This window comes from Dietzia sp. 179-F 9C3 NHS (genome assembly GCF_045369825.1).
Lineage (GTDB): Bacteria > Actinomycetota > Actinomycetes > Mycobacteriales > Mycobacteriaceae > Dietzia.
Genome location: NZ_JBIQES010000011.1, coordinates 1 through 26439 on the forward strand (window position 1 = coordinate 1; position 26439 = coordinate 26439).

The window sequence follows — 26439 nt, forward strand, 5'->3', positions numbered from 1 at the left end:
CGTTCGTCTGGACGAAAACCGCAGAGGAAGTCCTCGCGAAAGCCAACCGTAAGAACACTTCAAATGCGGACCACTAGCGCCCCGCCCGCCCTCGTTCGTCTACGACACGTCGCGGGCGCATTCACCAATTCGTTTCGAGCTCGGCGCTAGTCGCGCGAAACGCGGCGTCCTTGCGAGGACACAGGTGGCCGTGTCGCACAATCGAGCCATTCAGCATTTGACTCTTGAGAGGCTGCCCACGTGTCTTCGTCTTGGCTCGATACCGCTGTTTCGGAATTCGGGCAGCGTTGCAAAGCCAAGTTGGCCGGCCCCGGCGAGGCCGAAGCGGCGATCCGAGCTCCGATCGAACAGCTTCTGGCTGCAGTCGGCGCACATCTAAGGCTAGAAGTCGTCCCCCATGACGAGGTCCGCGACGACGACCGCGGTGTGCGTCCCGACTATGCGATCAGCGTCGGCGGCGCGATCACCGGATACGTCGAAGTCAAGAAACCAGGCGCCAACCTGGACCCAGACTCAATGCGAGGACACAACCTCAAACAGTGGACCAGGCAGAAGGACCTGCCAAACCTCATCTACACCAACGGCACGGAGTGGCGGCTCTACCGAGACAGTGCTCCCGTTGGAGATCCGATACACCTCACTGGCGGGCCGCTCCGCTCGACAGGGGCCAAGCTCACCGCGCCCGCGGAGTTCGAGCAGCTCCTCACCGATTTCCTGCGGTGGAAGCCGGCACCCATCACTAGCGTAATCGCGCTCGTACGGGCCGTTGCACCACTAACTCGACTTCTGCGTGGTGAGGTCCTTGACCAACTCGCAGCCGAGAAACGCAACATCACCGCAGGGGCTCGTCGCGAAGACCAGCCCTTTCACGGCCTTGCACGGGACTGGCGACACCTGCTGTTCCCTACCGCGAGCGACGAAACATTCGCCGACGGCTACGCGCAAACCGTCACATTCGCCCTACTCCTCGCCCGCACCGAAGGCATCTCCCTCGCCGAAGCCGGCGGACTACACGCAGTAGGCACGAAACTCTCCGGTCAACACTCACTCATGGCCCGGGCACTTCAACTCTTGACCGACTACGTCGCTGACGACTTCAAAGTCACCGTCGACCTACTGGTGAGGGTGATCGATGCGGTGGAGTGGCCGAAGGTCCGTGCCGGCCGTCGTGACACCTACCTGCACCTGTACGAGACATTCCTGGACGTCTACGACCCGCAGCTCCGCCAGAAGTCCGGTTCCTACTACACACCCCGCGAAGTAGTGGAGCAGATGGTCCGCCTCACGGAGGAGGTTCTAGAGACCCGCCTGGGCAGGACCGCGGGCTTCGCAGATCCGGATGTCGTCGTGGCCGACCCCGCGATGGGGACCGGCACATTCCTCCACACAGTCATCGAACACGTCGCGGACCGGGTCACCAAACGCGACGGCGAAGGGGCCGTGGCCGGTGCGGTGAGCCAGCTCGCCGAGCGGCTAGTGGGATTCGAGCTCCAAACCGGCCCGTTTGCTGTCGCCGAACTGCGAGCCACCGATCTACTCACCGACCTGGGAGCCAGCCTCCCACCGGCAGGCCTGAACATGTACGTCACCGACACCCTCGACGACCCCCACGCCGAGCAAACCCAACTCGGCTCCGGACTCGAGCTGATCAGCCGGTCCCGGGCCCGGGCAGCCCAGATCAAGGCCAAGACCAAAGTCACCGTCGTAATCGGCAACCCGCCATATGACGAACGGGCACAGGGGCGCGGCGGCTGGATCGAGAACGGCAGCGACAGCGAGAAGACGAAGAAGGGCGGCAGCTACCGCCCCCTGGACGACTTCCGCGCCGAGGGCAACGGCCGCACCGAGTACGTCCTCAAGAACCTTTACATCTACTTCTGGCGGTGGGCTACCTGGAAAGTCTTCGACGCTAACGCGAACCTGGCCAACGGTGACGTGGGAGTCGTTTGCTATATCACCACGTCAGGCTATGTACGCGGCGCCGGTTTCAAGGGCATGCGCGAATACTTGCGCCGCACCACCAGCGAAGGCTGGATCATCGACGTCTCCCCTGAAGGGATGCGTCCCGATGTACCTACTCGGATCTTCCCCGGCGTGCAGCAACCACTCGCGATCGCGATCTTCACCCGTCGCCCGGATTGTGACCCGGACATACCGGCCACGATCCACTACACCGCGGTTCACGGCCGCCGACTGGAAAAGTACGCGGGCTTGGCCGACCTGAACCTCGATGGCGAGCAGTGGCGTCAAGCCCGCACAGCATGGCAATCCCCGTTTACCCCCGCGGCAGACACAGAGTGGGACGACTTCCCAGCGCTCAATGACCTGCTGCCGTGGAGTACCACCGGAATGACCCCTAATAGGGGTTGGGTATACGCCCCCAGCAAAGAGGTACTCTCCGACCGTCTTCAGCACCTCATCACAGAGCGTGATGCCGAATTGAAGGGCGCGTTTTTCAAAGAGACTTCTTCGCGAGACCTTCGTAAACCCCAACAGCCATTGCCGGGGAGGGACACGGAAACTAATACCGTCGCAGCTTTCGACCAGGAGACGTCTGTTTACCTCAGCTCATTGCGTTGCGTCCGGGTTGGATACCGTGCATTTGACCGTCAGTGGGTCGTGGCGGACAAGCGACTCATCGACCGACCACGGTTGCCCCTCTGGGAGGCTCGCCACCCAGGACAGATTTTCACGATCGAGCAGCATACGCACGTAATCAACGATGGACCGGGACTTGTTTTTTCATCGCTCATTCCTGACGTCGACCACTTCAACAACCGTGGTGGGCGGACGTTGCCACTCCTCCACCCCGGCGGACGACCCAACGTGGCCGCTGGCCTGCTCGGAGCGGTGGCCACACTGGCAGGGCGATCAGTCACTCATCATGATCTGATCGCCTACGTGGCTGGGACGGTTTCCCATCCCGGATTCACCGCGCGATTCGCAGACGAGTTGACCACCCCGGGTATCCGAGTACCGTTCACGACCAACCCGGAGCTCTTCGAGCGGGCCGTCACCCTCGGGATGGACGTTGTCTGGCTGCAGACTTACGGCGCCGCATTCATTGCCTCGGAGGCTGGACGCCCAGCCGGCGATGTGAGGCTCCCGGTCGGGGATTCTCGGCGGGTGATGAACAAAGCGGCAATAACCGAGATGCCGTCTGAGATGACGTTCGACGAGACGGCTGGCGAGGTGCGGCTCGGGGGTGGTGCATTCGGCCCGGTAGCCCCCGCAGTGTGGGAATACACCGTAGGCGGCAAGAACGCGCTCCGGTCGTGGTTCAGTTACCGCAAGGCCGAACCAGGGGGAAAGAAGTCGAGCCCCCTCGACGATGTACATGTGTCGTCATGGCCGTCGGAGTGGACCAGTGAGCTGCTGGATCTGCTGTCCGTGTTGACCCGGCTGGTCGGGCTCGAGGAAGCCCAGTCTGAACTACTGGACGAAATCATGTCTTCGTCGCTGGCATCTCGCGACATGCTCACAGCAGCGGGGGCGGCTTTGCCGAGCGGAGACAAGGACCCGCAGCGCAAGCCGAACTACTCAAGTGCGAGGCCCGGTGTGGAGGAAGTCGACGAGGGCCAGCTGGGCTTCTCTTTCACATGAACGAGTCGGGCTTACGAGTTCGGAAGTAGTACGCCACCCAGTATCTAACCGACGCTTTTGGAAATGGCGGACAATATCGTCATGGATTCGTATCTGAGAGAACCTGATTACCAGCTTGTGTGGCCGCGTCAGCTGTTCATCAGCGAAGCAACAGCACTACTCAACGACCGAGCGCAGCCCGATTGGAATGACCGGTGTGAGCTACTATTGGCGGATGCATTCGAGGGCGGCCAAGAGGCCGGCCCTGCAGCCGACCTTCGAGACCTATCCCGAGAAGTGACTGAGAAAGGCTCACGAACCGGGTGGGGCCAATCAGAACCACACGCGCAGAGGTCGAGTTTATTAACTGAACAGCAACGTTTCCTGCGCGGACTGGTAACTGACGCCAACAAGCTGAGCGAAGACCCCGCCCCGCGTCCCTACTGGAAGGAGCGCCGACTCGGGACTCAATCCGCGTCCAGTAGCCGTCTGACTTCTACCCAGGTAGTTGCTCGTGAGTACGTCCGCATCATCGCGGAGTTCGATACTGCCGGGTACTTCGACAAGCGCTTCGGCGTAGATTGCGTGGACGACGAGCGTGGTCATCAGCCCTCACTCCTACTCGAGCGATGGCTCCATCAAGACGATCTTTGGCCCCTCAACGCAGATCGCCTCGCCGAAGACGAAGACCTGATGTTTTCGGTGATGGAGTTCCTTCACGATCAGGTCGCTCGTCCTCGCAGCCCGGGTTGGTATCACAGCTTCTGCGACTGTGGGTGGCACCGCTCTAGCTTTGACGTTTCCACAGGAAGGCAAGTGTATCGGTGGCGGGTAAACAAGCTCCTCGCCCGCAGTCTCATTGGGCTGCATCTAGCCGATGAAGGAGAAGACACTGGCAGGCTGGTCGCTACCACCGACGAAGGCCGCGCCGATCTCATTGAAGCCGTCGCTGAACGTGAAGGCAGCACCGCCGATGAGCAAGTACGTCACGCGCTCACCCTGTTCAGAAGTAGAGAGGCCGATCGTCACCAAAAGCGCTCCGCAATTACGGCGTTAGCGCTCATCCTCGAGGAGCGGCGGCACAACGTCCTCGAAGACGCCCTCCCGAGTAAGGATCGCAACGAGCTGTTTCGAATCGCAAATGGATTCAACATCAGACACCAGGGCGGTGATCAGAAGTCCGAGTACGACGACTTCTACCTTGACTGGGTGTTTTGGTTGTTCCTCGCCACGATCGAACTGACCAATCGCATCGTCGAAGACCAGGCATCAAGCGACGCCATCAGTTGATCACCGATCGACAGTGTGACGACACTCCACCGCTAATCAGCCGCCTCGAACGTGTGACGATGTGAGCGACTGGCACGCTCCCGCGACCCACAGATCCCGCAGTGTGCCGATAATGTGCTTTTCGACAAGCTGCCGCGGTCGCCCTCCCCTGGCATCGCCTCGGGGCCCGGGGCACGTTCGAGTGCGTCTACGGCCCCACGCTGACAGCCCTGCCGCGACCAATGTGTTCCATCGGCAGAACCCCAGCGCCCGCGCTACGCGGTTCGGTGGTCCGACGGGACCGGCTCTTTTCGGCTGCCGAGCGTTCGCTCGTAGGGAAACCAGAGGGAAAGCACGGTCGCCACCACTCTTGCGAGCTGAAGCCGTCGGCTCACGCCTAGCATCTCGCTCCTCGCCCGCGGCCTGGGCTTTGCGGACCCAGGTCCTAAGTGCTTCGCGGTGCACGCCGAGCTCTTCGGCGGTCCGCATGATCGCACCGCGCGCCCAGCCGGGGTCGGCCAGTGCTTCCAGCGCCATCCGCGCCGCTCGTTCACGAAGCTCATCCGGATACTTGCGAGGTGCTCCCATAGCGTTGATGACCCCTTCCCGGGTAATCGATGTCTCCATCAAACCCGGGGCGCTTCACCAACGAAGCGGGAGCGGCCCCCTAGCCTCCCACCCAGTTGTCAATAGAGCCCCTTCATCCCCGAAAAACAACGTAGCCGCAGGTCACGACTTTGTGACCTGCGGCTACGATTGGGCTTAACCGCCCGTGGTGGGCGAAGGGGGACTTGAACCCCCACGTCCCGAAGGACACTGGCACCTGAAGCCAGCGCGTCTGCCATTCCGCCACTCGCCCGAGTAACGCCCGAACACGGTAACACGGGGCCAACCGGGCACACTAATCCCCTGATAGGGGCGGTATCACGGTGCCACTCCGGGGCGCGGGCGGAGCGTGAGCGTCGCCACTGCGGGACGCGGGCGCGTGCTTCGACCGCGATTCGCCTCTATGATCGACCGGATGCCGCCGGCGGGCGGCTTGCCGCGGCGTGCGCTGCGGAGGTCCGACGCGAGAGGAGGCACCCGTGGGCATCGTCGGAAGGTTCGAACGCACCCTGCAGGGTGCCGTGGGCGACGCGTTCGCCCGACTCTTCGGCGGCAAGGTCGTGGCGGCCGAGGTGGAGGCGCAGCTGCGCAAGCGCGCCGAGGCCTCGCTCAGGACGGTCGACGGCCGCCAGCTGGTCTCGAACAGCTACACCATCACGCTGGCCCGCTCGGACTACGAGTCCTTCACGGAGGACGAGGCCCTCGCCGTCAAGGCCTTCTCCCGCCACCTCTCGGACCACATCGCCGAGCAGGGCTGGCAGACCTACGGTCCCGTCACGGTCGGCTTCGCCGAGCGGGAGGACCTCCACACCGGGCAGATGCGCGTGAGCGGGGTGGTGGACCCCGACTCGGGCGAACCCGGCACCCCCTTCCAGATCTCGGCCGCCGCGCCGGCACCCGCCCCGGGCCACCCGGAGCCGTCGTCGCCGAGCATGCTCCAGGAGAGGAATCCCATGCAGGCACCCGCCTCCAACTACCCCGTCGACTCCCGTTCGTCGCGTTCCGCGAGCGGCTGGGGCGGCCCGTCGGACGCGCCCACCCAGATCACGCAGGGCCGCACGTCGCTGACCGTGACGCTGCACCTCGAGGACGGGTCGGGCCGCACGTTCCGGCTCCAGCGGGGCGACAACCTGCTGGGACGCGGCCAGGACGCAGCGTTCCGGCTGCCCGACACGGGCGTGTCCCGGCAGCACGCCCAGATCCACTTCGACGGCCGCGAGGCTGTTCTCTCGGACCTCGGCTCGACCAACGGCACCACCGTCAACGGCGGGCCGGTCCAGGACTGGCAGCTCGCCGACGGCGACGTGATCCGCGTCGGACACTCGGAGATCACCGTCCGTTTCGACTAGCCTCGACGCGAGTGACCCCCCGGAACCGTCCGGGGGTGCCCGGGCGTTGACCCGGCGTACCCCGCCCGCGAGGGCGGACCGGACACCAGGGGTGAGCAGGCGAAGGGAGGGGCCGCGATGCAGGGACTCGTATTGCAGCTCTCGCGTGGACTCCTGCTGGTCATGCTCTGGCTGTTCATCTACCTCACACTCCGCGCGCTCAAGACCGACGTGTTCGGCAACGTCGGCATGCGCTCGGGCGGGCGCTCGCCGTCGGGGGGAGGCTTCCTGGGCCGCGGCCCCAAGGCCATCCGCCACCTCGTCGTCACCCAGGGGGCGCTGGCCGGCACCCGCATCACGCTGACCGAACAGCCCGTCCTGCTGGGCCGGGCGGACAACTGCACCCTCGTCATCGAGGACGACTACGCCTCCAACCAGCACGCACGGCTCTCGCCCCACGGGCCCGACTGGTTCCTCGAGGACCTGGGCTCCACCAACGGCACCTATCTCGACAGATCCCGGGTCACCACACCGGTCAAGGTGGCGGCCGGGACGCCGATCCGCATCGGCAAGACCGTGATCGAGCTCCGCGCGTGACGCCCGCGCTCGACTACGCCGCCCGGTCCCACCTGGGCATGGTGCGGCAGAACAACGAGGACTCGGCCTACGCCGGACCCCGGCTGCTGGCGCTGGCCGACGGCATGGGCGGGCACGCCGCCGGCGAGATCGCCAGCCAGTACCTCGTGGCCTCGCTGGCCCGGCTCGACGAGGACGAGCCCGGCCAGGACCTCACCGGGGCGCTCGTCGCGGCGATGGAGCGGGGTAACCGCGCGATCGCCGCCCACGTCGACGCGCACCCCGAGACCGACGGCATGGGCTGCACGCTCACCGCCCTGCTCTTCGACGGCCGCCGCATGGGCCTGCTCCACGTGGGCGACTCGCGCGCCTACCTGCTGCGCGACGGCGAGCTCACCCAGATCACCAAGGACGACACCTTTGTCCAGTCCCTTGTGGACCGCGGCGAGCTCTCCCCCGACGAAGCCCACTCGCACCCGCGCCGCTCGCTCATCCTCAAGGCGCTCACCGGCGAGCCGGTGGAACCCACCGCCGTCATCCGCGAGGCCCGCCCCGGCGACCGCTACCTGCTCTGCTCGGACGGCCTGTCCGACCCGGTGAGCACGGACACCATCGCCGAGACCCTCCGGACCGGCTCGGCCGACTCGGCGGCCGAGCGGCTCGTGCAGCTCGCGCTGCGCTCGGGGGGGCCGGACAACATCACGGTGGTGGTGGCCGACGTTCTCGACGACCCGCGCCGCGCTCCCGTCGAGCCCGTCGTGGTGGGCGCGTCCTCGACGGACGAGCCGGGCGAGGTCGCGGACCCCGACACCGCCGCGGGCCGCGCCGCCGCGTTCTCCCGCTCCCGGGCGGCCGCCCAGGCCGAGCCCGCCGACGCGGAACCCCCGGACCCCGGAGACGACGACGAGGTCGACGCCGCCCCGCCCCGCGGCAGCCGCTGGCGGTTCGCCGTGAGCGTCCTCGGGGTGCTCGCGCTCATCGCCGGGATCGTCGGCGTGTCCGCCCTGCTCGTCCGCTCGAACTACTTCGTCGCCGAGGCCGACAGCCAGGTGGTGGTCAAGCGGGGTATCTCCGGCGAGGTGTTCGGGATCTCCCTGGCGTCGGTGAGCCAGGTCGCGTGCCTGTCCCGCGAGGGCGAGCTCACGCTGCACGACCCCGACGCGATCCCGGCCGGCTGTGACGTCTTCACACTCGGCGACCTGCGCGAGCCCGCCCGCGAGTCGGTCCGCGCCGGCATGCCGTCCGGCAGTCTGGCCGACGCCAACGCCCAGGTCTCGCGCCTGGCCCACGACAACCTGCTGCCCTCGTGCGGCGAGCTCGAGGCCGCCGACCGGCCCGCCCCGGCGCCCCGCGGGTCGGCACCCCGGGACGGCGATCCCACGACAACGGCGGAACCCTCGCCGTCGTCCACCTCCCCGTCCCCCGAGCCCCGCCCCGGTGAGCGAGCCCCCGACCCCGACGACCCGGAGGCGTCACCGTCGCCGGGGCGCCCCGCGCCCATGCCCGTGCCGGGGGAGAACTGCCGGGCGGTGAGCTGAGCCATGACCGCCCCCGCATCCGACACCGGACGGCAGGCGGCGCCCATCCGGCCCCGCCGCGGCAAGGAGCTCGTGCTCCTGGTGGCCGCGTCCGTCATCGTGGGCTTCGCCCTCCTGCTGGTGCAGCTCGCCCAGGAGCAGGAGTTGAGCCTGGCGCTGCTGTGGATCACCCTCGCCTTCCTGGGCCTCTGCGGGGTGGCGCACGCGCTGGTCCGCTGGCTGGCGCCGTTCGCCGACCCGGTCCTGTTACCGGGCGTCGCCCTACTCAACGGGCTGGGACTGGTACTCATCTACCGGCTCGACCTGGGGTACGCCTCCCGGGCTGCCGCGGCGGGCCGGCCCGATCCCGGCATGGACGTGACAAAGCAGCTGCTGTGGACCCTGCTCGGCCTGGCCGTCATGGCCGCCGTCCTGTACTTCCTGCGCAACCACCGGGTGCTGGCCCGCTACGGCTACACCATGGGCTTCGCCGGCCTCGTCCTCCTGGTGATCCCTGCGATCCTGCCGGCCCGCTTCTCCGAGATCAACGGCGCCAAGAACTGGATCATCCTCCCCGGCTTCACCATCCAGCCCGGCGAGTTCGCCAAGATCCTGCTCATCGTGTTCTTCGCCTCGATCCTCGTGGAGAAGCGCGAGCTGTTCACCACCGCCGGCCGCCGCATCCTCGGCGTGGACCTGCCGCGCGCCCGCGACCTGGGCCCGATCATCGTGGCCTGGTTCCTCTCGCTGGGCGTCCTGGTGTTCAACACCGACCTGGGCATGGCGCTCCTGCTGTTCGCGACCGTCCTCACCATGCTGTACGTGGCCACCGAGCGCGTGAGCTGGCTGCTCATCGGCGTGGTGCTCGTGGCGCTCGGCGGCCTGCTCGCCTACTCGCTCTTCGGCCACGTCCGGGTGCGGTTCCAGGTCTGGCGTGACCCCCTGGCCTACTTCGACACCGGCGGCTACCAGCCGTCCCAGGCCCTGTTCGGGCTCGCCTCCGGCGGCATGGGCGGCACGGGTCTCGGCAACGGCCGTCCCGACCAGGTGCCCTTCGCCAACACCGACTTCATCACCTCCACCATCGGCGAGGAGCTGGGGCTCATCGGCCTGGCCGCCGTGCTCATGCTCTACGCGATCCTCGTGCTGCGGGGGATCCGCGTGGGTCTGACCATCCGCGACAGCTTCGGCAAGCTCGTCGCCGTGGGCCTGGCGTTCACCGTCGCCATCCAGATGTTCGTGGTGGTGGGCGGCGTCTCCGGGCTCATCCCGCTCACCGGCCTCACGCTGCCGTTCATGGCCTACGGCGGCTCGAGCCTGCTGGCCAACTACGCGCTGTTCGCCATCCTGCTGCGCCTGTCCCACGACGCGCGACGCCCGATGCCCACCCCGCGGCAAGGGCCGGTGAGCGCCTCGTGAACACCGCCATCCGCCGGGTCGCGCTCGCCGCCATCGTCATGGTGGTGGCGCTGCTCGCGCAGCTCACCTGGGTGCAGGTCTTCCGGGCCGACGAGCTGCGCGCCGACGCGCGCAACACCCGCATGCTGCTCGACGAGTACTCGCGCCAGCGCGGCCAGATCACCGCCGGCGGGCGGGTCCTGGCCATGTCGCAGCCCAGCGACGGCCGCTACAAGTTCGTGCGCTCGTACCCCACCGACCCGGTCGCCTTCGGGCCGACAGTCGGTTACTACTCACTGGAGTTCGCCACCGCAGGCGTCGAGCAGTCCCAGGACGCCTTCCTCAACGGCTCCGACGACCGCCTGCTCTCCCAGCGCATCTCCGGGCTCATCTCGGGCCGGACCCCGCAGGGCGGCTCGGTGGAGCTCACCCTTGACCCGGTGGCCCAGAAGGTGGCCTACGACGCCCTCCAGCGCGGCACCGGCCAGGGTCCGGTCGTGGGCTCGGTGGCGGCCGTGCGGCCCTCGACCGGCGAGGTGCTCACGCTGGCTTCCAGCCCGGCCTTCGACCCCAACGCGCTGTCGAGCCAGGACCCGGACGCGCGCGCCGCGGAGATGCAGCGCGTCGAGGCGAGCGCCGACCGCCCCCTGCTCAACCACGCCACGCAGCAATCCCTCCCGCCCGGCTCCACCATGAAGGTCGTTACCACCGCCGCCGCGCTCGAGGCCGGCATGAGCCCCGACACCCCGGTCTCCGGGGCCGACCGCACCCTGCTCCCCGGCACCGCCACGTACCTGCAGAACTACGCCGGCCAGACCTGCGGCGGCGGTACCGTCACCCTCCGCACCGCGTTCGAGCTCTCCTGCAACGTGCCGTTCGTGGAGATGAGCCAGGAGATCGGCGCCGAGGCCTTTACCGACATGGCCGAGCGGTTCGGCATCGACGGCACCCGCCCCACCAGCCTGGGCGTGCCGTCCGCCCCGTCCGGGCTCGGCCGCATGGAGGACGACGCCCAGCTCGCCATGAGCGCGATCGGCCAGAGCGACGTGCGGATGACGACCCTGGCCAACGCCATGGTCGCCGCCACCGTCTCCAACGGCGGGGTACGCATGGAGCCGCAGCTGGTCAAGACCCTGACGGCGCCCGACCTCTCCGTCGTCAAGGGGTACACGCCGGACGACGCCGGCCGCGCCTTCTCCGACGACGTGGCCGGGCAGCTCACCGACCTCATGGTGGCGGCGGAGAACCACGCCGCCGCCTCGGGTGGCGGGGCGATCCCCGGCGTCACCATCGCCTCCAAGACCGGCACCGCCGAGCACGGTGCCGAGGACGCCGCTCCCTACACCTGGTACATCGCGTTTGTGCCCGGCCAGGACGTCGCCGTGGCAGTGGCGATCGAGTCCGGCCCCGGCATCACGCGCGACACCGTCGGCGCCACCTACGCGGGCCCCATCGGCCGCGAGGTCCTGGGCGCCCTCCTGGAGGGCGGGCGATGAGTCTCACCTCCGGCGCGGTGCTCTCCGACCGCTACCGCCTCCTGCGGCACATCGCCACGGGCGGCATGGGCGCGGTGTGGGAGGCGGACGACGCGGTGCTCGACCGGCACGTCGCCGTCAAGATCCTCAAGCCCGAGTTCTCCTCCGACGCCGAGTTCGTGGAGCGCTTCCGCGCCGAGGCCAAGGTCACGGCCCAGATCTCCCACCCGGGGATCGCCGCCGTCTACGACTACGGGCAGGTCGACGACCCGGTCTCCAGCACCCCGCTGTCCTACCTCGTCATGGAACTCGTCGTGGGCGAGCCGCTGTCCGACGTGCTCACCCGGGAGGGGACGGTCCCGCTGCGCCACACCCTCGACATGCTCGAGCAGACCGGGCGGGCGCTCAACGCGGCGCACGCCATCGGGCTCGTGCACCGGGACGTCAAGCCGGGCAATATCCTCATCACGCCCGCCGGGCAGGTCAAGCTCACCGACTTCGGGATCGCCAAGTCCATGGGTTCGGCCACCGTCACCCAGACCGGGATGGTCGTGGGAACCGCGCAGTACATCGCCCCCGAGCAGGCCATGGGGCACGCCACCACCCCGGCCGGCGACGTCTACTCCCTGGGCGTCGTGGGCTACGAGTGCCTGGCCGGGCGACGGCCCTTCGTCGCCGACTCGCCGGTGACGGTGGCGATGATGCACGTGCGCGACACCCCGCCGCCGCTTCCCGGGTCGCTGCCCGGCCCGGTGCGTCGCCTCGTCGGTTACGCCATGGCCAAGGACCCCAACCGGCGCTACCCCGACGGCCGGGCCTTCGCCGAGGCCGTGGCCGACGTGCGCGCCGGCCGCTCGCCCCGGCCCCCGGTCGCGTTCGCGACCGCCACGGGGACCGCGGCGACCACCGTGCTGCCCGAGGACCCGCCCGCCGGCGGACCCACCCCGACCCGCGCCTACACGCGGCTGGACTCCCGCCCGACCGGCCCCCGCACCGCGCCGCAGCAGTCCCGCCCGGGCCGTCCCGCGGGCGGCCCGCCCTCCCGGCGCCCGGCGCCGCCGCCGACCTCACCGCGCCGGCCCGCCCAGCGCAGGCGCGGCGGCTGTGCGATGTGGTTCCTCGTGATCACCGCCCTGGTCCTGGCGATCGCCCTGGCCGGCGCCATCGTCCTGTCCAACTCCGGCGTCTTCGGCCCCAACGGCCTGTTCGGCGGCTCCACGACCTCCCCCACCACCAGCACACCGCGCACCACGACCACCGTCCCCGCGCCCCCGTCGCCCGCCCCCGAGCCGGAGCCGGAGCCGGAGCCGACACCGGAGCCCGCCCCGCCGACCGCGCCCGAACCCCCGGCCGGCCAGGACCTGCAGGACATGCTCGACTCGCTCACCGCCGAGCTCAGCGACCTCGTCCCGCCCGGGGGTAACGCCGGCGGCGCCCCGCGCAATAACGGCAACGGTGCCGGTGGCGGCGCCGACGGAAACCAGGGCGTCGGAGGAGGTGGTGGCGAGTGACCACCCCCAGCATCCTCGCGGGCCGGTACCAGATCGGCGAGACGCTCGGCTACGGCGGCATGTCCGAGGTCCGCCGGGCGCGGGACACCGTTCTCGGCCGCGACGTCGCCGTCAAGATCATGCGGCCCGAGCTGGCCCGTGACGAGACGTTCTACGCGCGCTTCCGGCGGGAGGCGCAGAACTCGGCCTCGCTCAACCACCCCTCGATCGTGGCGATCTACGACACGGGCGAGGAACACACCGACGACGGCGACCTGCCCTACATCGTCATGGAACTCGTCGAGGGCGACACGATCCGGGACCTCGTGCGGATGGACGGCCCGATGGACGTGACCCGCGCCCTCGGGGTGATGGCCGACGTGTGCGGCGCGATCGGCTTCTCGCACAAGAAGGGCATCATCCACCGGGACGTCAAGCCAGCCAACATCATGATCTCGCAGGACGGCGCGGTCAAGGTGATGGACTTCGGCATCGCCCGCGCCATGAGCGACTCCACGTCCACCCTCACCCAGACCGCCTCCGTGCTGGGCACCGCCCAGTACCTCAGCCCCGAGCAGGCCCGCGGCGAGTCCGTGGACGCCCGCTCCGACCTGTACTCGGCGGGCTGCGTCCTCTACGAGATGGTGGCGGGCACGCCGCCGTTCACCGGCGAGTCCCCCGTCGCCGTGGCCTACCAGCACGTCCGTGAGGACCCGGCCCCGCCGTCGTCGGTCAATCCGGAGGTCGACCGCTACGTCGACGCGGTGGTCATGCAGGCCATGGCCAAGAACCCGGAGAACCGCTACGCCACCGCCGGCGACATGCGGACCGACCTGCTGACCGTCCTCTCCGGCGGCCGGCCCGCCGCACCGCTCGTGCTCTCCGACGAAGAGCTCGACGACGAGCACCGGCCCGAGGAGGACCACGGCTTCACCGGCGCCGGCTACGGCTCGCCCGCGCCCGGCTGGGGCACCGCCGACGCCCCCACCGAGGCCCACGCGCTGCCGGGCCTCGCCGGCGCCGCCGCAGGCGCCCGCGAGGGGGACGGCACCGGCGAGCGGTCCCGCCCGGCCTCGTCCGACACCCATTCGGCCTCCCCGCCGGCCCGCCATGAGGAGCGCACCCGGCCCCGGGCCGCCGTGATCGCCGCCGCGGTGCTGCTCGTCCTGGCCTCCATCGCCGGCGCCGCGGTCTGGATCGCGTCGCGGGACGGCGACGAGACCGTGCAGGTGCAGGAGGTCACCATCCCGGAGGTCGCGCAACGCCCCGTCGAGGAGGTCGTCGCCCAGCTCACGGAGCTCGGGCTGGAGCCGGTCGAGCATCCGCGGCCCGACCCGCAGATCCCGGCCGGCGTCGTCATCTCGTCGGATCCCATCGCGGGAAAGCGACTCCCGCGCGGTTCCGAGATCCACCTCGCCGTCTCCACCGGTGTTCCCGTCCTCACCATCCCCAACGTCATGGGCATGGCCCCGGCCGACGCCCGCCGCACCCTCGAGGAGGCCGGCTTCCGGGTGGAGCCCGAGAACACGCCGCGCCCCTCGACCCCCGAGGACCGAGACAAGGTGGTGGCCACCGAGCCCGGTCCGGGCACGGACATCCCCTCCGACCAGCCGGTCCGCCTGCTCGTGGGCTCCGGCCCCGAGCAGGTCCAGGTCCCCGGCGTGGTGGGCCAGGACGCCGACTCCGCCCGCGCCACCCTCGAGGCCGCCGGGTTCGGCGTGGACACCGTGCGGGTCGACGGCACCGAGCCCGAGGGCCGCGTGGTCCAGCAGTCCACCGCCGCAGGGCAGACCCAGCTCAAGGGCGCCACCATCACGCTGCAGGTCTCCGCAGGAAACCGCTTCGACATGCCCAACCTCGTGGACAAGACCGTCGATGAGGCGCTCGACGCGCTCCGCGCAGCCGGCTGGAAGGGCAACCGCGCGCAGCTCGTCGAACTGCCCCAGAACGACCCCGACCTGGGCCGGGTGGGCAAGATCTACTCCCAGCAACCGCCCGTCGGCGAGGCCGGCGTCAACGACCAGGTGGTGGTGCGGGTGATCCGCTTCGGGCTGGTCCCCGGGCCCGGCTGAGGGCGGGCTGGCGCGTGAGGCCAGGCGCTGCCGCTCCTGCCGCAGCCTCAGGCCAGCGCCGCGCCGCGCGTCCGGTCGAGATCGGCCTCGAGCTGCGCCACGAGCGTCTCCGACGGCCGCTCGCCGCAGAGACCGAGCCACGTCGCGAGCATGCGGTGCCCGCCGTCGCTCATCACCGACTCCGGGTGGAACTGCACCCCGTGGATCGGCAGCTCGCGGTGGCGCATGGCCATGACGGTGCCGGACTCCGTCCACGCCGTGGGGACGAGCTCGTCCGGGATCGACTCCGGCACCACGGTGAGCGAGTGGTAGCGGGTGGCGGTGAACGGGCTGGGAATGCCGTGCAGCACGCCCGTGTCGTCGTGCGTCACGCGGCTGGTCTTGCCGTGCATGAGCTCCTCGGCGCGGTCGACGGTCGCGCCGAACGTCGCCCCGATGGCCTGGTGTCCCAGGCACACCCCGAGCACCGGCACCCCGGCGCGGCCGCACACCCCGATGAGCGGAATCGTGGCACCCGCGCGGTCGGGGACCCCCGGTCCGGGACTGAGAAGGACGCCGTCGTACCCGGCCACAACCTCCCCGAGGGTCGCCTCGTCGAACGTGCCGTCGGGGCCGGCGAGCCGCGCATCGTCGTTGCGCCACACGTCGCACGACGCCCCGAGCTGGCCCAGGTACTGGACCAGGTTGTAGACGAAGCTGTCGTAGTTGTCGACGACGAGGATGCGCATGGGAGCAGCGTACTGCGGCGCGTCGGGCGCCATCCCCCTTGGTAGAGTGGGCCGGACATCCCCCCGCGAGCACGAGGTCTGACGAATGCCCAAGTCCAAGGTCCGGTCCAAGACCGAGTACACCGACGCGGCCGTCCGCCGTACCCCCGTCAAGGTCAAGGGCACGCCCACGCCGCGCTGGTACCTCGTGATCATGTTCGGGCTCATGCTGCTCGGGCTCGCCTGGCTGGTCGTCTACTACATCGCGGGCGAGAAGATCCCGTTCATGATGGAGCTCGAGACGTGGCAGAACTTCGCCATCGGCTTCGGCCTGGCCGTGATCGGCCTGCTCATGACGATGCGCTGGCGCTAGCCGCGTCCGGCCCGAGGCGTACCGCCACAGGGCTTTTCGGATTCCTCCACAGCTTTCTCCACAGATCACCCCCCGCCAGCCGCGGGGGGTGACCTGCATTTCTGGACCGAACTGTTCGTTTATGCAGGTCAACTGCCGGTTCTGTGGTAGCGCCAACCCGGGCTCGGGCGTGTCGATCCGCGTACACAGCCTGTGGAGAACCTCCTCCACACTGGGGAGAACCTCCCTGTCGGACGCTCGTCCGTGATGCCGCAGGTCGGACCGCGCCCCGCTCGAACGCCGCTCGAACTCCACGCGTGTGATTCATCCACAGTGTGGATAACCCCTGTGGACAATCGGCCCCCGCCCCGGGCTAATGCCACGGGTGTGATTCCGCCACACTGTGGAGGGGTCCTGTGGAATGACAGCGGTGTAGTTCATGCACACTGTGGACGACCGCTGTGGAGGGGCCGCCGCGGGCGAGGAGGTCCGACGATGGAGCAACCCGAGCCGCGGGCCGCGTCGTGGTCGCCCGGTGTGCTGTGGCCGTCGGTGCAGATCGCGCTGGGGATCGTGGTGGTGGTGGTGGGGTTGCTCAGCGACTCCCCGATCGGCCTGCTGCTCTCCGGGCTCGCCGCGCTGTTCCTGCTGCCGGCCGGCGCACTGCAGCTCGTCCGGCGCCCGCGCCTCGAGGTGGTCGACGGCGAGTTGGCGATCAAGGCCCTCACCGGCACCCGCTTCGTCCCCCGGTCCGAGGTGGTGGAGGTCCGTGACCTCGGCATCCCCCGCTGGGGGATCCGTCAGCACCTCATGCGGATCGAGTACACCGACGAGCAGGGGCGCGAACAGCTCGACGTGTTCACCCGTGCGGACCTGGGCACCGACCCGCGGGACGTGGTGGACCGGCTCGTCGGGCTGGGCTTCCCGGGACGCCGGGCCAGTGACTGACTCCGCTGCTCAGCCGACCCACCCGCTACTCACCCGTTCCTCGCCTCCTCCGGCTTTCCCGATTTGCACAACGGCAGTCGGCGGACCACTCGCACGATGCCGGGCCTGTGTTGTGCAAGACCGCCGTGTTGTGCAGAACCGAGTGCAGGACAGGCGGGCACCGGCAGCGGCCGACCCTCCTGCGCGTTTCAGCGGCGGAGGACCGACTCCAGGGTCATGACCTCCGCGGAGTACCACGCGGCCACGGCCACCACGGCCACGAGGAGCAGGAACGTCCCCCACGAGGCGGCCCGGCGGGTCCCGCGCCCGACGCGGGCCGGCAGCCGGCGCGGGAGGATCACCAGCACGAGCGCGGCAACGGCGCCCACGACGAGGCCGCCCATGTGCGCGGCCAACGAGACCCCGGGCACGAGGATGCTCACCAGGATATTGAGCCCGATGAGCACCGCGATGCCCCGGAACTCCAGGCGCAGGGCCGCCGCGATGATCCCGTACGCGCCCATGAGGCCGAACACCGCGCCGGAGGCGCCCGCGGTGAGCGCGCCGGGGCTGAAGTACATCACCGCGACCGACCCGCCGAGCGCCGAGATCAGGTACAGCGCGAGGTAGCGACCGTGGCCGATGCTGCGCTCGGTCCCCACCCCGAGGATCCACAGCATGTACATGTTGAGCAGCAGGTGCAGCGGCCCGAAGTGCTGGAACGCCGCCGTGAGCAGCCGCCACCACTCGTCCAACACCACGACGAACGGCGGATAGAGGGCGGTGGCCTCGAACAACGGCGAGTCCGCGTTGTCGAGCAGGCTCCCGGACTGGACCACAGTGGCGACGTAAACCGCGAGGTTGGCCGCGATGAGCCACGCCGTGACCGGCTGCAGGCGGAAGAAGCGGGCGATCGCGCCGTTGCGGCGGGCGGCGGTTGTCATGGGTCCGTCCTGGGTGGGGACACGACGGCGGCGCGGGACCGGCGGACCGGTTCCCGCGCCGCGCGTCAGTGGTGGGTCGGGGAGTCAGACCTGGGGTGTCAGGCGATCTCGATGGACTCTATGACGACGTCCTCGACCGGCCGGTCCATCGCGCCGGTGCGGGTGGTGGCGATGGCGTCGACGACCTTCTGCGAGTCGGCGTCGGCGACCTTGCCGAAGATCGTGTGGCGGTTGTTCAGGTGCGGGGTCGGGCCCACGGTGATGAAGAACTGCGAGCCGTTGGTGCCCGGGCCGGCGTTGGCCATGGCCAGCAGGTACGGCTCGGAGAACTGCAGCTCGGGGTGGAACTCGTCCTTGAACTGGTAGCCCGGGCCGCCGCGGCCGGTGCCCGTGGGGTCGCCGCCCTGGATCATGAAGCCCGAGATGACGCGGTGGAAGATCGAGCCGTCGTAGAACGGGCCCGACTGCTCACCCTTGGCGTTGGGCTGCGAGTAGTCCTTGGAGCCGGCGGCCAGACCGGTGAAGTTGGCGACCGTCTCCGGCGCGTGGTTGCCGAACAGCTCGACGACGATGTCGCCCTGGTTCGTGTGGATGGTGGCCTTCTGCGTTGCGATGCTCACGCCACCCATCCTGCCACGGTGCGCGATCGGGTGTCGCCGAGGCGGTGGTCCGCGACCGATGCCTGTGGAAGCATCGGGTCATGAGCAAACGACGTGATCGTGCCGAAGAGAAGCGTGCCCTCAAGGGCGCCGAGAAGGACCTCAAGGCGGCCGGGAAGACCGCCCGCAAGGCCATCGACCTCAAGGATCCGCGCCTCCTCGGGGAAGCCGCCATCGCCGCCTCGCGCGGCCCGGTTGGGCTGGCGATGTTCGGGGCCAGCCGCGGCCTCAAGGTGATGCGCGAGCGCCGCGCCGAGCAGGCCGAGGTGCTGGACGGCCTGGCCTCCGACGCGCGCAAGCACGCCGAGGCGCTCAAGGAGCGAACTTCGGCGGTCTCGGCGCCGCCGCAGAAGCGCCGCGGTGTCCTGCGCCGGTTCGCACCGCTGTGGATCGTGGGCCTCGCGGGTGGCGCGGCCGTCGCCGGCGCGACCGCCTACTTCCTGCGCGACCAGGGCACCCCGGCCACGGCCCCCGCGCCGAAGCCCACCCCGGCGCCGCCGACCCCGCCCGCACAGTCCGCCGTCCCCGGGACCGGCTCCGACGCCTCGGGCGAGGACCTCGCCGTCGACACCCCGGACCCCGAGGGCCCCGGCGACCAGAAGGCGGACACCACCCCTGCCGCCACCTCGGCCGACAACGCCCCCGCCGCCGGCGACGCCACCCCGGGCGCCGCGGCCGGTATCGCGCCGCAGCCCGCCGACGAGGGCCTCACCACCGACGACGACAAGTGAGCGACGGCGACGACCCCCTGCGGATCGTCGCCGCGCCGCTGACCGGGCTCGGCCCACTGGACGTCCACGCGCTGTACAAGCTGCGCGTGGACGTCTTCGTCGCCGAGCAGGACTGCCCGTACGCGGAGATCGACGACGTGGACGCCGACCCCGGCACCACGCACCTACTCGCCTGGGCGCCCGGGCAGCACGGCGAGGAGCTCGCCGGGACCCTCCGGGTGTTCGGCTCGGACGTGCACGGCGGCGTCATGCACCTCGGGCGCGTGTGCACGCGCCCGGACCGGCGCCGGAACGGCATCGCGGCGCGGCTCATCCGGCGCGGGCTCGCGCTGTGCGGCGACCGGCCGGTGGAGATCGGCGCCCAGTCGTACCTCGAGCGGTGGTACGAGCAGTTCGGGTTCGTGCGATGCGGCGAGGAGTACCTCGACGAGAGGATCCCCCACGTGCCCATGCGCCGCGATCCGGCCTCCTAGGATGAGATCCGGCTCATACCCCCTGTGAAGCGCGAGGAACCCTCATGACGTCTGATCTGGTCAAGGCCCTGCTCCCCGAGAGCGAGATGCCGACCCACTGGTACAACATCCAGGCCGACCTGCCCGAGCCGATGGCGCCGCACCTGCACCCCGGCACCAAGGAGCCGCTCGGGCCCGAGGACCTCGCGCCGCTCTTCCCCAGGGCGCTCATCGAGCAGGAGGTCACCCCCGAGCGCTTCGTGGAGATCCCCGAGCCGGTCCGCGAGATCTACCGGCTCTGGCGGCCGTCGCCGCTCATCCGCGCCCACCGGCTGGAAAAGGCGCTCGGCACCTCTGCGCGGATCTACTACAAGTACGAGGGCACCTCTCCGGTCGGCTCGCACAAGCCCAACACCGCCGTCGCGCAGGCGTACTACAACGCCGCCGAGGGGATCACCAAGCTCACCACCGAGACCGGCGCCGGCCAGTGGGGCGCCTCGCTCGCCTTTGCCGGCCAGGCCTTCGGGATCGACGTCGAGGTGTGGCAGGTCAAGGCCTCCTTCGAGTCCAAGCCGTACCGCCGCATGCTCATGGAGACCTTCGGCGCGACCGTGCACCCCTCGCCGTCGGACCTCACCGAGTCGGGCCGCGCGTTCCTCGCCAAGGACCCCGACACCCCGGGCTCACTGGGGATGGCGGTGTCCGAGGCCGTCGAGGTGGCCGCGGGTGACGGCGAGGCGCGCTATTCGCTGGGCTCCGTGCTCAACCACGTGTGCCTGCACCAGACGATCATCGGCGAGGAGACCCTCAAGCAGCTCGCGATGTTCGGCGAGGGTGCGCCCGAGTTCCTCTTCGGCTGCGCCGGCGGCGGCTCCAACCTCGCCGGGCTGGCGTTCCCGTTCGTCCGCGAGAACCTGGGCGGCGGGTCGACGAGGATCGTCGCCGTCGAACCCGAGGCGTGCCCGTCGCTGACCCGGGGCGAGTTCCGCTACGACCACGGCGACGTCGCCGGCCTCACGCCGCTGATGAAGATGTACACGCTCGGACAGGACTTCGTCCCGGACCCCATCCACGCCGGCGGCCTGCGCTACCACGGCATGGCGCCGCTGGTCAGCCACGTCAAGCACCTCGGGCTGCTCGACTCGATCGCGGTGGAGCAGAACGCGGCGTTCGCGGCCGGTGTGGAGTTCGCCAAGGCCGAGGGCGTCGTCCCCGCGCCCGAGTCCACCCACGCGCTCGCGGGCGCGTTCGCCGAGGCCCGCAAGCACACGGGCGAGGCGGGCTCCGGACCGGCCATCGTCATCGGCCTGTCCGGCCACGGTTTCCTCGACCTGCCGGCCTACGAGGCCTACGTCCGAGGCGACCTCGCCTGAGACCCCGCCTCCCGGCGGGTCATGCCGAGCCGGTCGCCAGCGGCGCCGGACCGGGAGGGCGGCCGCCATCAGCTGTTTCGTGAGCAGCCGGTCCGGGCCCGTGGGCCGCGATTACGCTGAAGCGTAGGGCACGCGGCGACGAGTCCCGCGGCCACCCCGACGAGCACCCCGGAGGACCCTGGAATGAGCACCCCCATCGACTTCACCGACCGCGTCGCGATCGTCACCGGCGCCGGCGGCGGCCTCGGCCGCGCCTACGCCCTGGCCCTGGCCGAGCGGGGCGCCAAGGTCGTCGTCAACGACCTCGGCGGCGACGTCCACGGCGCCGGCGGGGACGCCAGCCCGGCGCAGAAGGTGGTCGACGAGATCGTGGCGGCCGGCGGCGAGGCGATCGTCGACGGCCACGACATCACCGACGAGCCCGCCGTCGACGCGCTGGTCTCCTCGGTGATCGCCAAGTGGGGCCGCATCGACATCCTCATCAACAACGCCGGCATCCTGCGCGACAAGTCCTTCGCCAAGATGGAGACCGACGACTTCCGCAAGGTCCTCGAGGTGCACCTCATGGGCTCGGTCACCTGCACCAAGGCCGTCTGGCCGCACATGGCCGAGGCCGGCTACGGCCGCATTCTCATGACCACCTCGACCTCCGGCATCTACGGCAACTTCGGCCAGTCCAACTACGGCTCCGCCAAGTCCGGCCTCGTGGGCCTGATGAACGTCCTGGCGATCGAGGGCGCCAAGAAGAACATCAAGGTCAACGCCATCGCCCCGACCGCCGCCACCCGCATGACCGAGGACCTCCTGCCCCAGCAGGTGCTCGAGCTGCTCGGCCCCGAGACGATCGCCCCCGGCGCCCTGTTCATGGTGAGCGACGACGCCCCCACCAAGACCATCCTCGGTGCCGGCGCCGGCGTCTTCGCCGTCTCCCAGATGGTCGAGTCCCGCGGCGTCTTCCTTCCCGAGCAGGCCCGCACCCCCGAGGTCGTCGCCGAGCGCTGGGACGAGATCGCCGACCTCACCGACGCGCAGCCGCTGGAGTCCGCGTTCGAGCAGACCTCCAAGTACGCCGCTCTCGCCGCCCGCGAGCTGGGGATCAACCTGGACTAGGCACCCATCGGCCCCCCACGCGTCCGGCACGTCCGGGTTCACGTCGGGAGGGTGCCTACTCCTGGTCCGCGAACTGAGTCTCGTAGAGCTCGGCGTACCGCCCGCCCAGTGCGAGGAGCTCGGTGTGCGTGCCGGACTCGACCACCGAGCCGGCCTCCAGGACGAGGATCCGGTCGGCCGCGCGGACCGTCGAGAGCCGGTGCGCGATGACCAGCGACGTCCGGTGCGCCATCGCCTCGGCGAGCGCGGCCTGGACGGCGGACTCGTTGGTCGAGTCCAGCGCGCTCGTGGCCTCGTCGAGCACCACCACGGACGGCTCGGCGAGCAGTAGACGGGCAATGGTCAGACGCTGGCGCTCGCCGCCGGACAGGCGGTAGCCGCGGTCGCCGATCACGGTGTCCAGTCCGTCGGGCAGGGAGCGGACGAGGTCCTCGAGGCGGGCGCGCCGGAGGGCGTCCCACACCTGGTCGTCACTCACCTCGGGCCGCGCGAAGGCCAGGTTGGCGCGCACCGAGTCGTGGAAGAGGTGCCCGTCCTGGGTCACCACGCCCACCGTCCGCCGCAGCGACTCGGCGGTCACCTTTCGTACGTCGAGGTCGGCCACGCGGACGGCGCCCGAGTCCACGTCGTAGAGGCGCGGCAGGAGCGAGGCGATGGTGGACTTGCCGGCGCCCGAGGAGCCGACGAGGGCGATCATCTCCCCCGGCTCGGCGCGGAAGTTGATCCCGTGCAGCACCTCCTGGCCACCGCGGGTGTCGAGGACCGCGACCTCCTCGAGCGAGGCCAGCGAGACCTTGTCGGCGGAGGGGTAGGAAAAGCGGACGTCGTCGAACTCGATCGAGGCCGGGCCGGCGGGGACGTCGACCGCGTCGGGGGCATCGGTGAGCAGCGGCTCCAGGTCGAGGACCTCGAAGACGCGCTCGAAGCTGACGATGGCCGAGACCACGTCGACCGGCGCGTTGGCCAGCGCGGTGAGCGGCCCGTAAAGACGGGTGAGCAGCAGCGCCAGCGCCACGACGGAGCCGGCGTCCATCGCCCCCTGGAGCGCGAACCAGCCGCCGAAGCCGTAGACGAGCGCGAGGGCCAGCGTGGAGACCAGGGTGAGCGAGTTCATGAACACGCTCATGAGCAGCGCGGTGCGCACGCCGATCGACCGAACCCGGCCGGCGCGCGCCGCGAACTCGGCCGACTCCGCGTGTGGCCGGCCGAACAGCTTGACCAGCGTGGCGCCGCCGGCGTTGAACCGCTCGGTCATCTGGTCGTTCATCGACGCGTTGAGGTCGGAGGCCTCGCGTCGCAGCCGTGCCAGGCGGCGGCCCACGTAGCGGGCGGGCACGAGGAAGATCGGCAGCAGCAGCACCGAGAGCACGGTGAGCTGCCAGTTGAGCCCGGCCATGACGATCAGCGTGAGCGCGAGCTGCACGACGTTGGACACCACCCCGGACAGGGTGTCGGAGAAGGCTCGCTGGGCGCCCAGGACGTCGTTGTTGAGGCGACTGACGAGCGCGCCGGTGCGGGTCCGCATGAAGAACGCGACCGGCATGGTCTGGACGTGGTCGAACACCGCGCGGCGCAGGTCCAGGATCAGGCCCTCGCCGATTCGCGCCGACCAGAGCCGGGTGGCCACGTTGTTGACGGCCTCGGCGATGCCGATCGCCGCGATGGCCAGGGCGAGCAGGATGACGATCCGCGGTGCCGAACCGTCGACGATCGCCGTGACGACCCGCCCGGCGAGCAGGGGGGTGGCGACGGCGAGGACGGCGCCGAGGACCGAGAGCACCAGGAAGAGGACGATCCGACCCGTGTGTGGGCGGGCGAAGACCCCGATCCGGCGCATGTTCTCGCGGGTGAAGACGCTGCGGTCGAGTCGGGTGTCGGCATTGTCGGACCGCATCATCGCGCGCATGGCGGCCTGCTGCATCGTCACGTCCCGCAACTCCTCTCCGGGGCCCGGTACGCCGCTCGCCCGCTCGCCCTGTCGCGTCGGAGGGAGGTACCGACGGCCTGTCGGATCCAACCCCGCGGGCGGCGGACCTATTCCGCCGGGCTTGTTCCGGCGGGCGCGTCGTCGGGCGGCGCCCCATCCGGGTTGCGCATCCCTTCTGTCGCGGAAGGGAAGCACAGCCGCCCGGCAGCACGACGATGTGGGTGCACAACCGAGGGCCCGGGGAGGCTCGGCGCCCCGACCGGCGCCCGAACGGACGCTGCTGGACAAATTCGGCGCCTGTGTCTAGACATAGCGCAGGAATTTGTCTAGCCTGGCGTCAATGCAGTGGCGTAAGCCACATGCGCCCGAGTACGGAGGTCGTCCGAGATGTCCAGCACCGAGTTCAGCCGCCCGACCGATCAGGCCGCGCCCGCCGAGCCCGCCGTCGAGCCCTACGCGTGGACCGACGCCAAGCGCTACCTGTGGCTCCTCGGCCTCATTCCGGCCACGGGCCTGTTCCTCTCCCTGCCGCTCGTGGCGGGCTTCAACGCGCTCGGATGGTCGATCCCGGCCACCGTGGCGTGGTACCTGCTGCCGTTCCTGGTCTACGTGGCGGTGCCGTGGGGCGACTGGAAGATCGGCGCGGACGGCGAGAACCCGCCGGACGAGGTCATGGAGCGGCTCGAGGCCGACCCGTACTACCGCTGGTGCACCTACCTCTACATCCCGTTCCAGTACGGCGCGCTGATCCTCGCCTGCTACCTGTGGGCGGCCGACGACCTGAGCTGGCTCGGCTACGAGGGCGGGCTGGGCCTGGCCGCCAAGATCGGCGTGGCGTGGACCGTGGCGATCACCGGCGGCATCGGGATCAACACCGCGCACGAACTGGGCCACAAGATCGCGGGCAGCGAGAAGTGGCTCTCCAAGGTGGCGCTGGCGACCACCGGCTACGGCCACTTCTTCATCGAGCACAACCGCGGCCACCACGCCCGCGTCGCCACCCCGGAGGACCCGGCCAGCTCGCGGTTCGGCGAGTCGTTCTGGGTGTTCCTGCCGCGCAGCGTGTTCGGTTCGCTCAAGTCCGCCTGGCACCTGGAGTCCGAGCGTCTCGGCCGGCTGGGCAAGAGCCCGTGGACGATCCGCAACGACAACCTCAACGCGTGGCTCATGACCCTCGTGCTCTTCGGCGGGCTCACCGCGATCTTCGGGCTCGAGGTCCTGCCGTGGCTGCTGGTCCAAGCCGTGTTCGGCTTCTCGCTGCTCGAGGTGGTCAACTACCTGGAGCACTACGGGTTGCGCCGGCAGAAGCTCCCCAGCGGCCGCTACCAGCGGTGCCGGCCCGAGCACTCGTGGAACTCCGACCACCTGGTGACGAACATCTTCCTCTACCACCTGCAGCGGCACTCGGACCACCACGCCAACCCGATGCGCCGGTACCAGACCCTGCGCAGCTTCGACGAGGCGCCGCAGCTGCCGTCCGGCTACGCCGCGATGATGGTCGTGGCCTACATCCCGCCGCTGTGGCGCAAGGTCATGGACAAGCGCGTCCTCGCGCACTACCAGGGCGACCTGAGCCGCGCCAACCTCCAGCCGTCCAAGCGGGAGAAGCTGCTCGCGATGTACCCGGCACCGGGGGCGGCGAGCGCGGCGGGGCACGCCGCCGACACGGCCACCACGACCCTTCCGGAGCCCGAGGCCCCCGCCACCCGGGTCTCCCCCACCGGTGAGTACGTGTGCCCCAACTGCGGTCACCACTACTCGGAGGCCGCGGGTGAGCCGCGAGAGGGGTTCCCGGCCGGTACGCCGTGGTCGGCGATCCCCGACGACTGGCAGTGCCCGGACTGCGGGGTGCGCGACAAGGTCGACTTCCTGCCGGTCTCGTGACCACCGCCGGGACGGCCCCCGCCGACGCGGTGGGGGCCCCGGCGCCGGGGTTCGTCCGCA

General features: G+C 69.9%; 21 protein-coding genes and 1 tRNA gene. 16 read left to right on the forward strand and 6 right to left on the reverse strand.

All coding sequences use genetic code 11. From position 1 onward, the window contains the following. Positions 1-240: 240 nt before the first annotated feature. Positions 241-3603 (forward strand): type ISP restriction/modification enzyme, encoded by a 3363-nt coding sequence (locus ACH0BZ_RS13090; RefSeq protein ID WP_406898952.1) that lies wholly within the window; start codon positions 241-243, stop codon positions 3601-3603. A 63-nt stretch (positions 3604-3666) separates the two neighbouring features. Continuing rightward, a complete protein-coding gene (locus tag ACH0BZ_RS13095; RefSeq protein WP_406898953.1) occupies positions 3667-4872 on the forward strand; it encodes a hypothetical protein in 1206 nt (401 codons plus the stop codon). Between the two features lie 36 nt (positions 4873-4908). On the opposite strand, the gene ACH0BZ_RS13100 is transcribed toward ACH0BZ_RS13095, so the two are convergent. Next, on the reverse strand, positions 4909-5478 hold the full coding sequence (locus ACH0BZ_RS13100) for a transposase (RefSeq protein ID WP_406898954.1): 570 nt from the start codon (positions 5476-5478) through the stop codon (positions 4909-4911). Between the two features lie 146 nt (positions 5479-5624). After that, positions 5625-5710 (reverse strand) — tRNA-Leu (locus tag ACH0BZ_RS13105). 226 nt (positions 5711-5936) lie between these two features. Here ACH0BZ_RS13105 and ACH0BZ_RS13110 point away from each other — a divergent pair. From ACH0BZ_RS13110 to pknB, 7 genes are all read left to right on the forward strand, one after another. Then, entirely contained in the window at positions 5937-6806 is an 870-nt protein-coding gene (locus tag ACH0BZ_RS13110) for a DUF3662 and FHA domain-containing protein (RefSeq protein ID WP_406898955.1), read from the forward strand. A 117-nt stretch (positions 6807-6923) separates the two neighbouring features. Continuing rightward, positions 6924-7382 (forward strand): FHA domain-containing protein, encoded by a 459-nt coding sequence (locus ACH0BZ_RS13115; protein WP_406898956.1) that lies wholly within the window; start codon positions 6924-6926, stop codon positions 7380-7382. Further along, the gene (locus ACH0BZ_RS13120) at positions 7379-8899 is read left to right on the forward strand and encodes a protein phosphatase 2C domain-containing protein (protein WP_406898958.1); all 1521 of its coding nucleotides are present in this window, start codon (positions 7379-7381) and stop codon (positions 8897-8899) included. Before ACH0BZ_RS13115 ends, ACH0BZ_RS13120 begins: the two co-directional genes overlap by 4 nt. A gap of 3 nt (positions 8900-8902) precedes the next feature. Beyond that, positions 8903-10297: an FtsW/RodA/SpoVE family cell cycle protein gene (locus ACH0BZ_RS13125; RefSeq protein WP_406898959.1), complete on the forward strand. Its 1395-nt coding sequence runs from the start codon at positions 8903-8905 to the stop codon at positions 10295-10297. After that, a complete protein-coding gene (locus ACH0BZ_RS13130; RefSeq protein WP_406898960.1) occupies positions 10294-11772 on the forward strand; it encodes a penicillin-binding transpeptidase domain-containing protein in 1479 nt (492 codons plus the stop codon). Before ACH0BZ_RS13125 ends, ACH0BZ_RS13130 begins: the two co-directional genes overlap by 4 nt. Further along, entirely contained in the window at positions 11769-13262 is a 1494-nt protein-coding gene (locus ACH0BZ_RS13135; RefSeq protein ID WP_406898961.1) for a protein kinase domain-containing protein, read from the forward strand. Before ACH0BZ_RS13130 ends, ACH0BZ_RS13135 begins: the two co-directional genes overlap by 4 nt. Next, entirely contained in the window at positions 13259-15313 is a 2055-nt protein-coding gene (gene pknB / locus ACH0BZ_RS13140) for a Stk1 family PASTA domain-containing Ser/Thr kinase (RefSeq protein ID WP_406898962.1), read from the forward strand. Before ACH0BZ_RS13135 ends, pknB begins: the two co-directional genes overlap by 4 nt. A gap of 47 nt (positions 15314-15360) precedes the next feature. Here pknB and ACH0BZ_RS13145 read toward each other — a convergent pair whose 3' ends face one another. Further along, positions 15361-16041: an aminodeoxychorismate/anthranilate synthase component II gene (locus tag ACH0BZ_RS13145; protein WP_406898963.1), complete on the reverse strand. Its 681-nt coding sequence runs from the start codon at positions 16039-16041 to the stop codon at positions 15361-15363. A gap of 85 nt (positions 16042-16126) precedes the next feature. Between ACH0BZ_RS13145 and crgA the strand changes: the two genes are divergently transcribed. Beyond that, positions 16127-16393, forward strand: a complete 267-nt coding sequence (gene crgA / locus ACH0BZ_RS13150; protein WP_406898964.1) for a cell division protein CrgA — start codon at positions 16127-16129, stop codon at positions 16391-16393. Positions 16394-16867: 474 nt separating this feature from the next. Continuing rightward, a complete protein-coding gene (locus tag ACH0BZ_RS13155; RefSeq protein WP_406898965.1) occupies positions 16868-17320 on the forward strand; it encodes a PH domain-containing protein in 453 nt (150 codons plus the stop codon). A 188-nt stretch (positions 17321-17508) separates the two neighbouring features. Here the strand turns inward: ACH0BZ_RS13155 and ACH0BZ_RS13160 are convergent, their stop codons facing one another. Then, entirely contained in the window at positions 17509-18243 is a 735-nt protein-coding gene (locus ACH0BZ_RS13160) for a rhomboid family intramembrane serine protease (protein WP_406898966.1), read from the reverse strand. A gap of 98 nt (positions 18244-18341) precedes the next feature. Next, on the reverse strand, positions 18342-18872 hold the full coding sequence (locus tag ACH0BZ_RS13165; RefSeq protein WP_406898968.1) for a peptidylprolyl isomerase: 531 nt from the start codon (positions 18870-18872) through the stop codon (positions 18342-18344). Between the two features lie 71 nt (positions 18873-18943). Here ACH0BZ_RS13165 and ACH0BZ_RS13170 point away from each other — a divergent pair, with 71 nt between their 5' ends. The 4 genes from ACH0BZ_RS13170 to ACH0BZ_RS13185 all read left to right on the forward strand — a co-directional run bounded on the left by ACH0BZ_RS13170 (position 18944) and on the right by ACH0BZ_RS13185 (position 22568). After that, complete coding sequence (locus ACH0BZ_RS13170; protein ID WP_406898970.1) at positions 18944-19633, forward strand: hypothetical protein; 690 nt, start codon at positions 18944-18946, stop codon at positions 19631-19633. Then, positions 19630-20106 (forward strand): GNAT family N-acetyltransferase, encoded by a 477-nt coding sequence (locus tag ACH0BZ_RS13175; protein ID WP_406898971.1) that lies wholly within the window; start codon positions 19630-19632, stop codon positions 20104-20106. The genes ACH0BZ_RS13170 and ACH0BZ_RS13175 overlap by 4 nt, the downstream gene beginning before the upstream one ends. Before the next feature lie 44 nt (positions 20107-20150). Further along, the gene (locus ACH0BZ_RS13180; RefSeq protein WP_406898972.1) at positions 20151-21458 is read left to right on the forward strand and encodes a TrpB-like pyridoxal phosphate-dependent enzyme; all 1308 of its coding nucleotides are present in this window, start codon (positions 20151-20153) and stop codon (positions 21456-21458) included. A 183-nt stretch (positions 21459-21641) separates the two neighbouring features. Continuing rightward, positions 21642-22568 (forward strand): SDR family oxidoreductase, encoded by a 927-nt coding sequence (locus ACH0BZ_RS13185; RefSeq protein WP_406898973.1) that lies wholly within the window; start codon positions 21642-21644, stop codon positions 22566-22568. A 55-nt stretch (positions 22569-22623) separates the two neighbouring features. On the opposite strand, the gene ACH0BZ_RS13190 is transcribed toward ACH0BZ_RS13185, so the two are convergent. Next, on the reverse strand, positions 22624-24489 hold the full coding sequence (locus tag ACH0BZ_RS13190) for an ABC transporter ATP-binding protein (protein WP_406899035.1): 1866 nt from the start codon (positions 24487-24489) through the stop codon (positions 22624-22626). Between the two features lie 393 nt (positions 24490-24882). Here ACH0BZ_RS13190 and ACH0BZ_RS13195 point away from each other — a divergent pair, with 393 nt between their 5' ends. Next, positions 24883-26379: a fatty acid desaturase gene (locus tag ACH0BZ_RS13195; protein ID WP_406898975.1), complete on the forward strand. Its 1497-nt coding sequence runs from the start codon at positions 24883-24885 to the stop codon at positions 26377-26379. The last annotated feature ends 60 nt before the right edge of the window (positions 26380-26439 follow it).

Coding starts and splice junctions, on each gene's coding strand:
- ACH0BZ_RS13095 (WP_406898953.1), top strand. CDS start 3,667: ATGGCGGACAATATCGTCATGGATTCGTATCTGAGAGAACCTGATTAC.
- ACH0BZ_RS13115 (WP_406898956.1), top strand. CDS start 6,924: ATGCAGGGACTCGTATTGCAGCTCTCGCGTGGACTCCTGCTGGTCATG.
- ACH0BZ_RS13125 (WP_406898959.1), top strand. CDS start 8,903: ATGACCGCCCCCGCATCCGACACCGGACGGCAGGCGGCGCCCATCCGG.
- ACH0BZ_RS13100 (WP_406898954.1), bottom strand. CDS start 5,478: ATGGAGACATCGATTACCCGGGAAGGGGTCATCAACGCTATGGGAGCA.
- ACH0BZ_RS13195 (WP_406898975.1), top strand. CDS start 24,883: ATGTCCAGCACCGAGTTCAGCCGCCCGACCGATCAGGCCGCGCCCGCC.
- ACH0BZ_RS13170 (WP_406898970.1), top strand. CDS start 18,944: ATGAGCAAACGACGTGATCGTGCCGAAGAGAAGCGTGCCCTCAAGGGC.
- ACH0BZ_RS13190 (WP_406899035.1), bottom strand. CDS start 24,489: ATGCAGCAGGCCGCCATGCGCGCGATGATGCGGTCCGACAATGCCGAC.
- ACH0BZ_RS13145 (WP_406898963.1), bottom strand. CDS start 16,041: ATGCGCATCCTCGTCGTCGACAACTACGACAGCTTCGTCTACAACCTG.
- ACH0BZ_RS13160 (WP_406898966.1), bottom strand. CDS start 18,243: ATGACAACCGCCGCCCGCCGCAACGGCGCGATCGCCCGCTTCTTCCGC.
- crgA (WP_406898964.1), top strand. CDS start 16,127: ATGCCCAAGTCCAAGGTCCGGTCCAAGACCGAGTACACCGACGCGGCC.
- ACH0BZ_RS13180 (WP_406898972.1), top strand. CDS start 20,151: ATGACGTCTGATCTGGTCAAGGCCCTGCTCCCCGAGAGCGAGATGCCG.
- ACH0BZ_RS13135 (WP_406898961.1), top strand. CDS start 11,769: ATGAGTCTCACCTCCGGCGCGGTGCTCTCCGACCGCTACCGCCTCCTG.
- ACH0BZ_RS13185 (WP_406898973.1), top strand. CDS start 21,642: ATGAGCACCCCCATCGACTTCACCGACCGCGTCGCGATCGTCACCGGC.
- ACH0BZ_RS13165 (WP_406898968.1), bottom strand. CDS start 18,872: ATGGGTGGCGTGAGCATCGCAACGCAGAAGGCCACCATCCACACGAAC.
- ACH0BZ_RS13155 (WP_406898965.1), top strand. CDS start 16,868: ATGGAGCAACCCGAGCCGCGGGCCGCGTCGTGGTCGCCCGGTGTGCTG.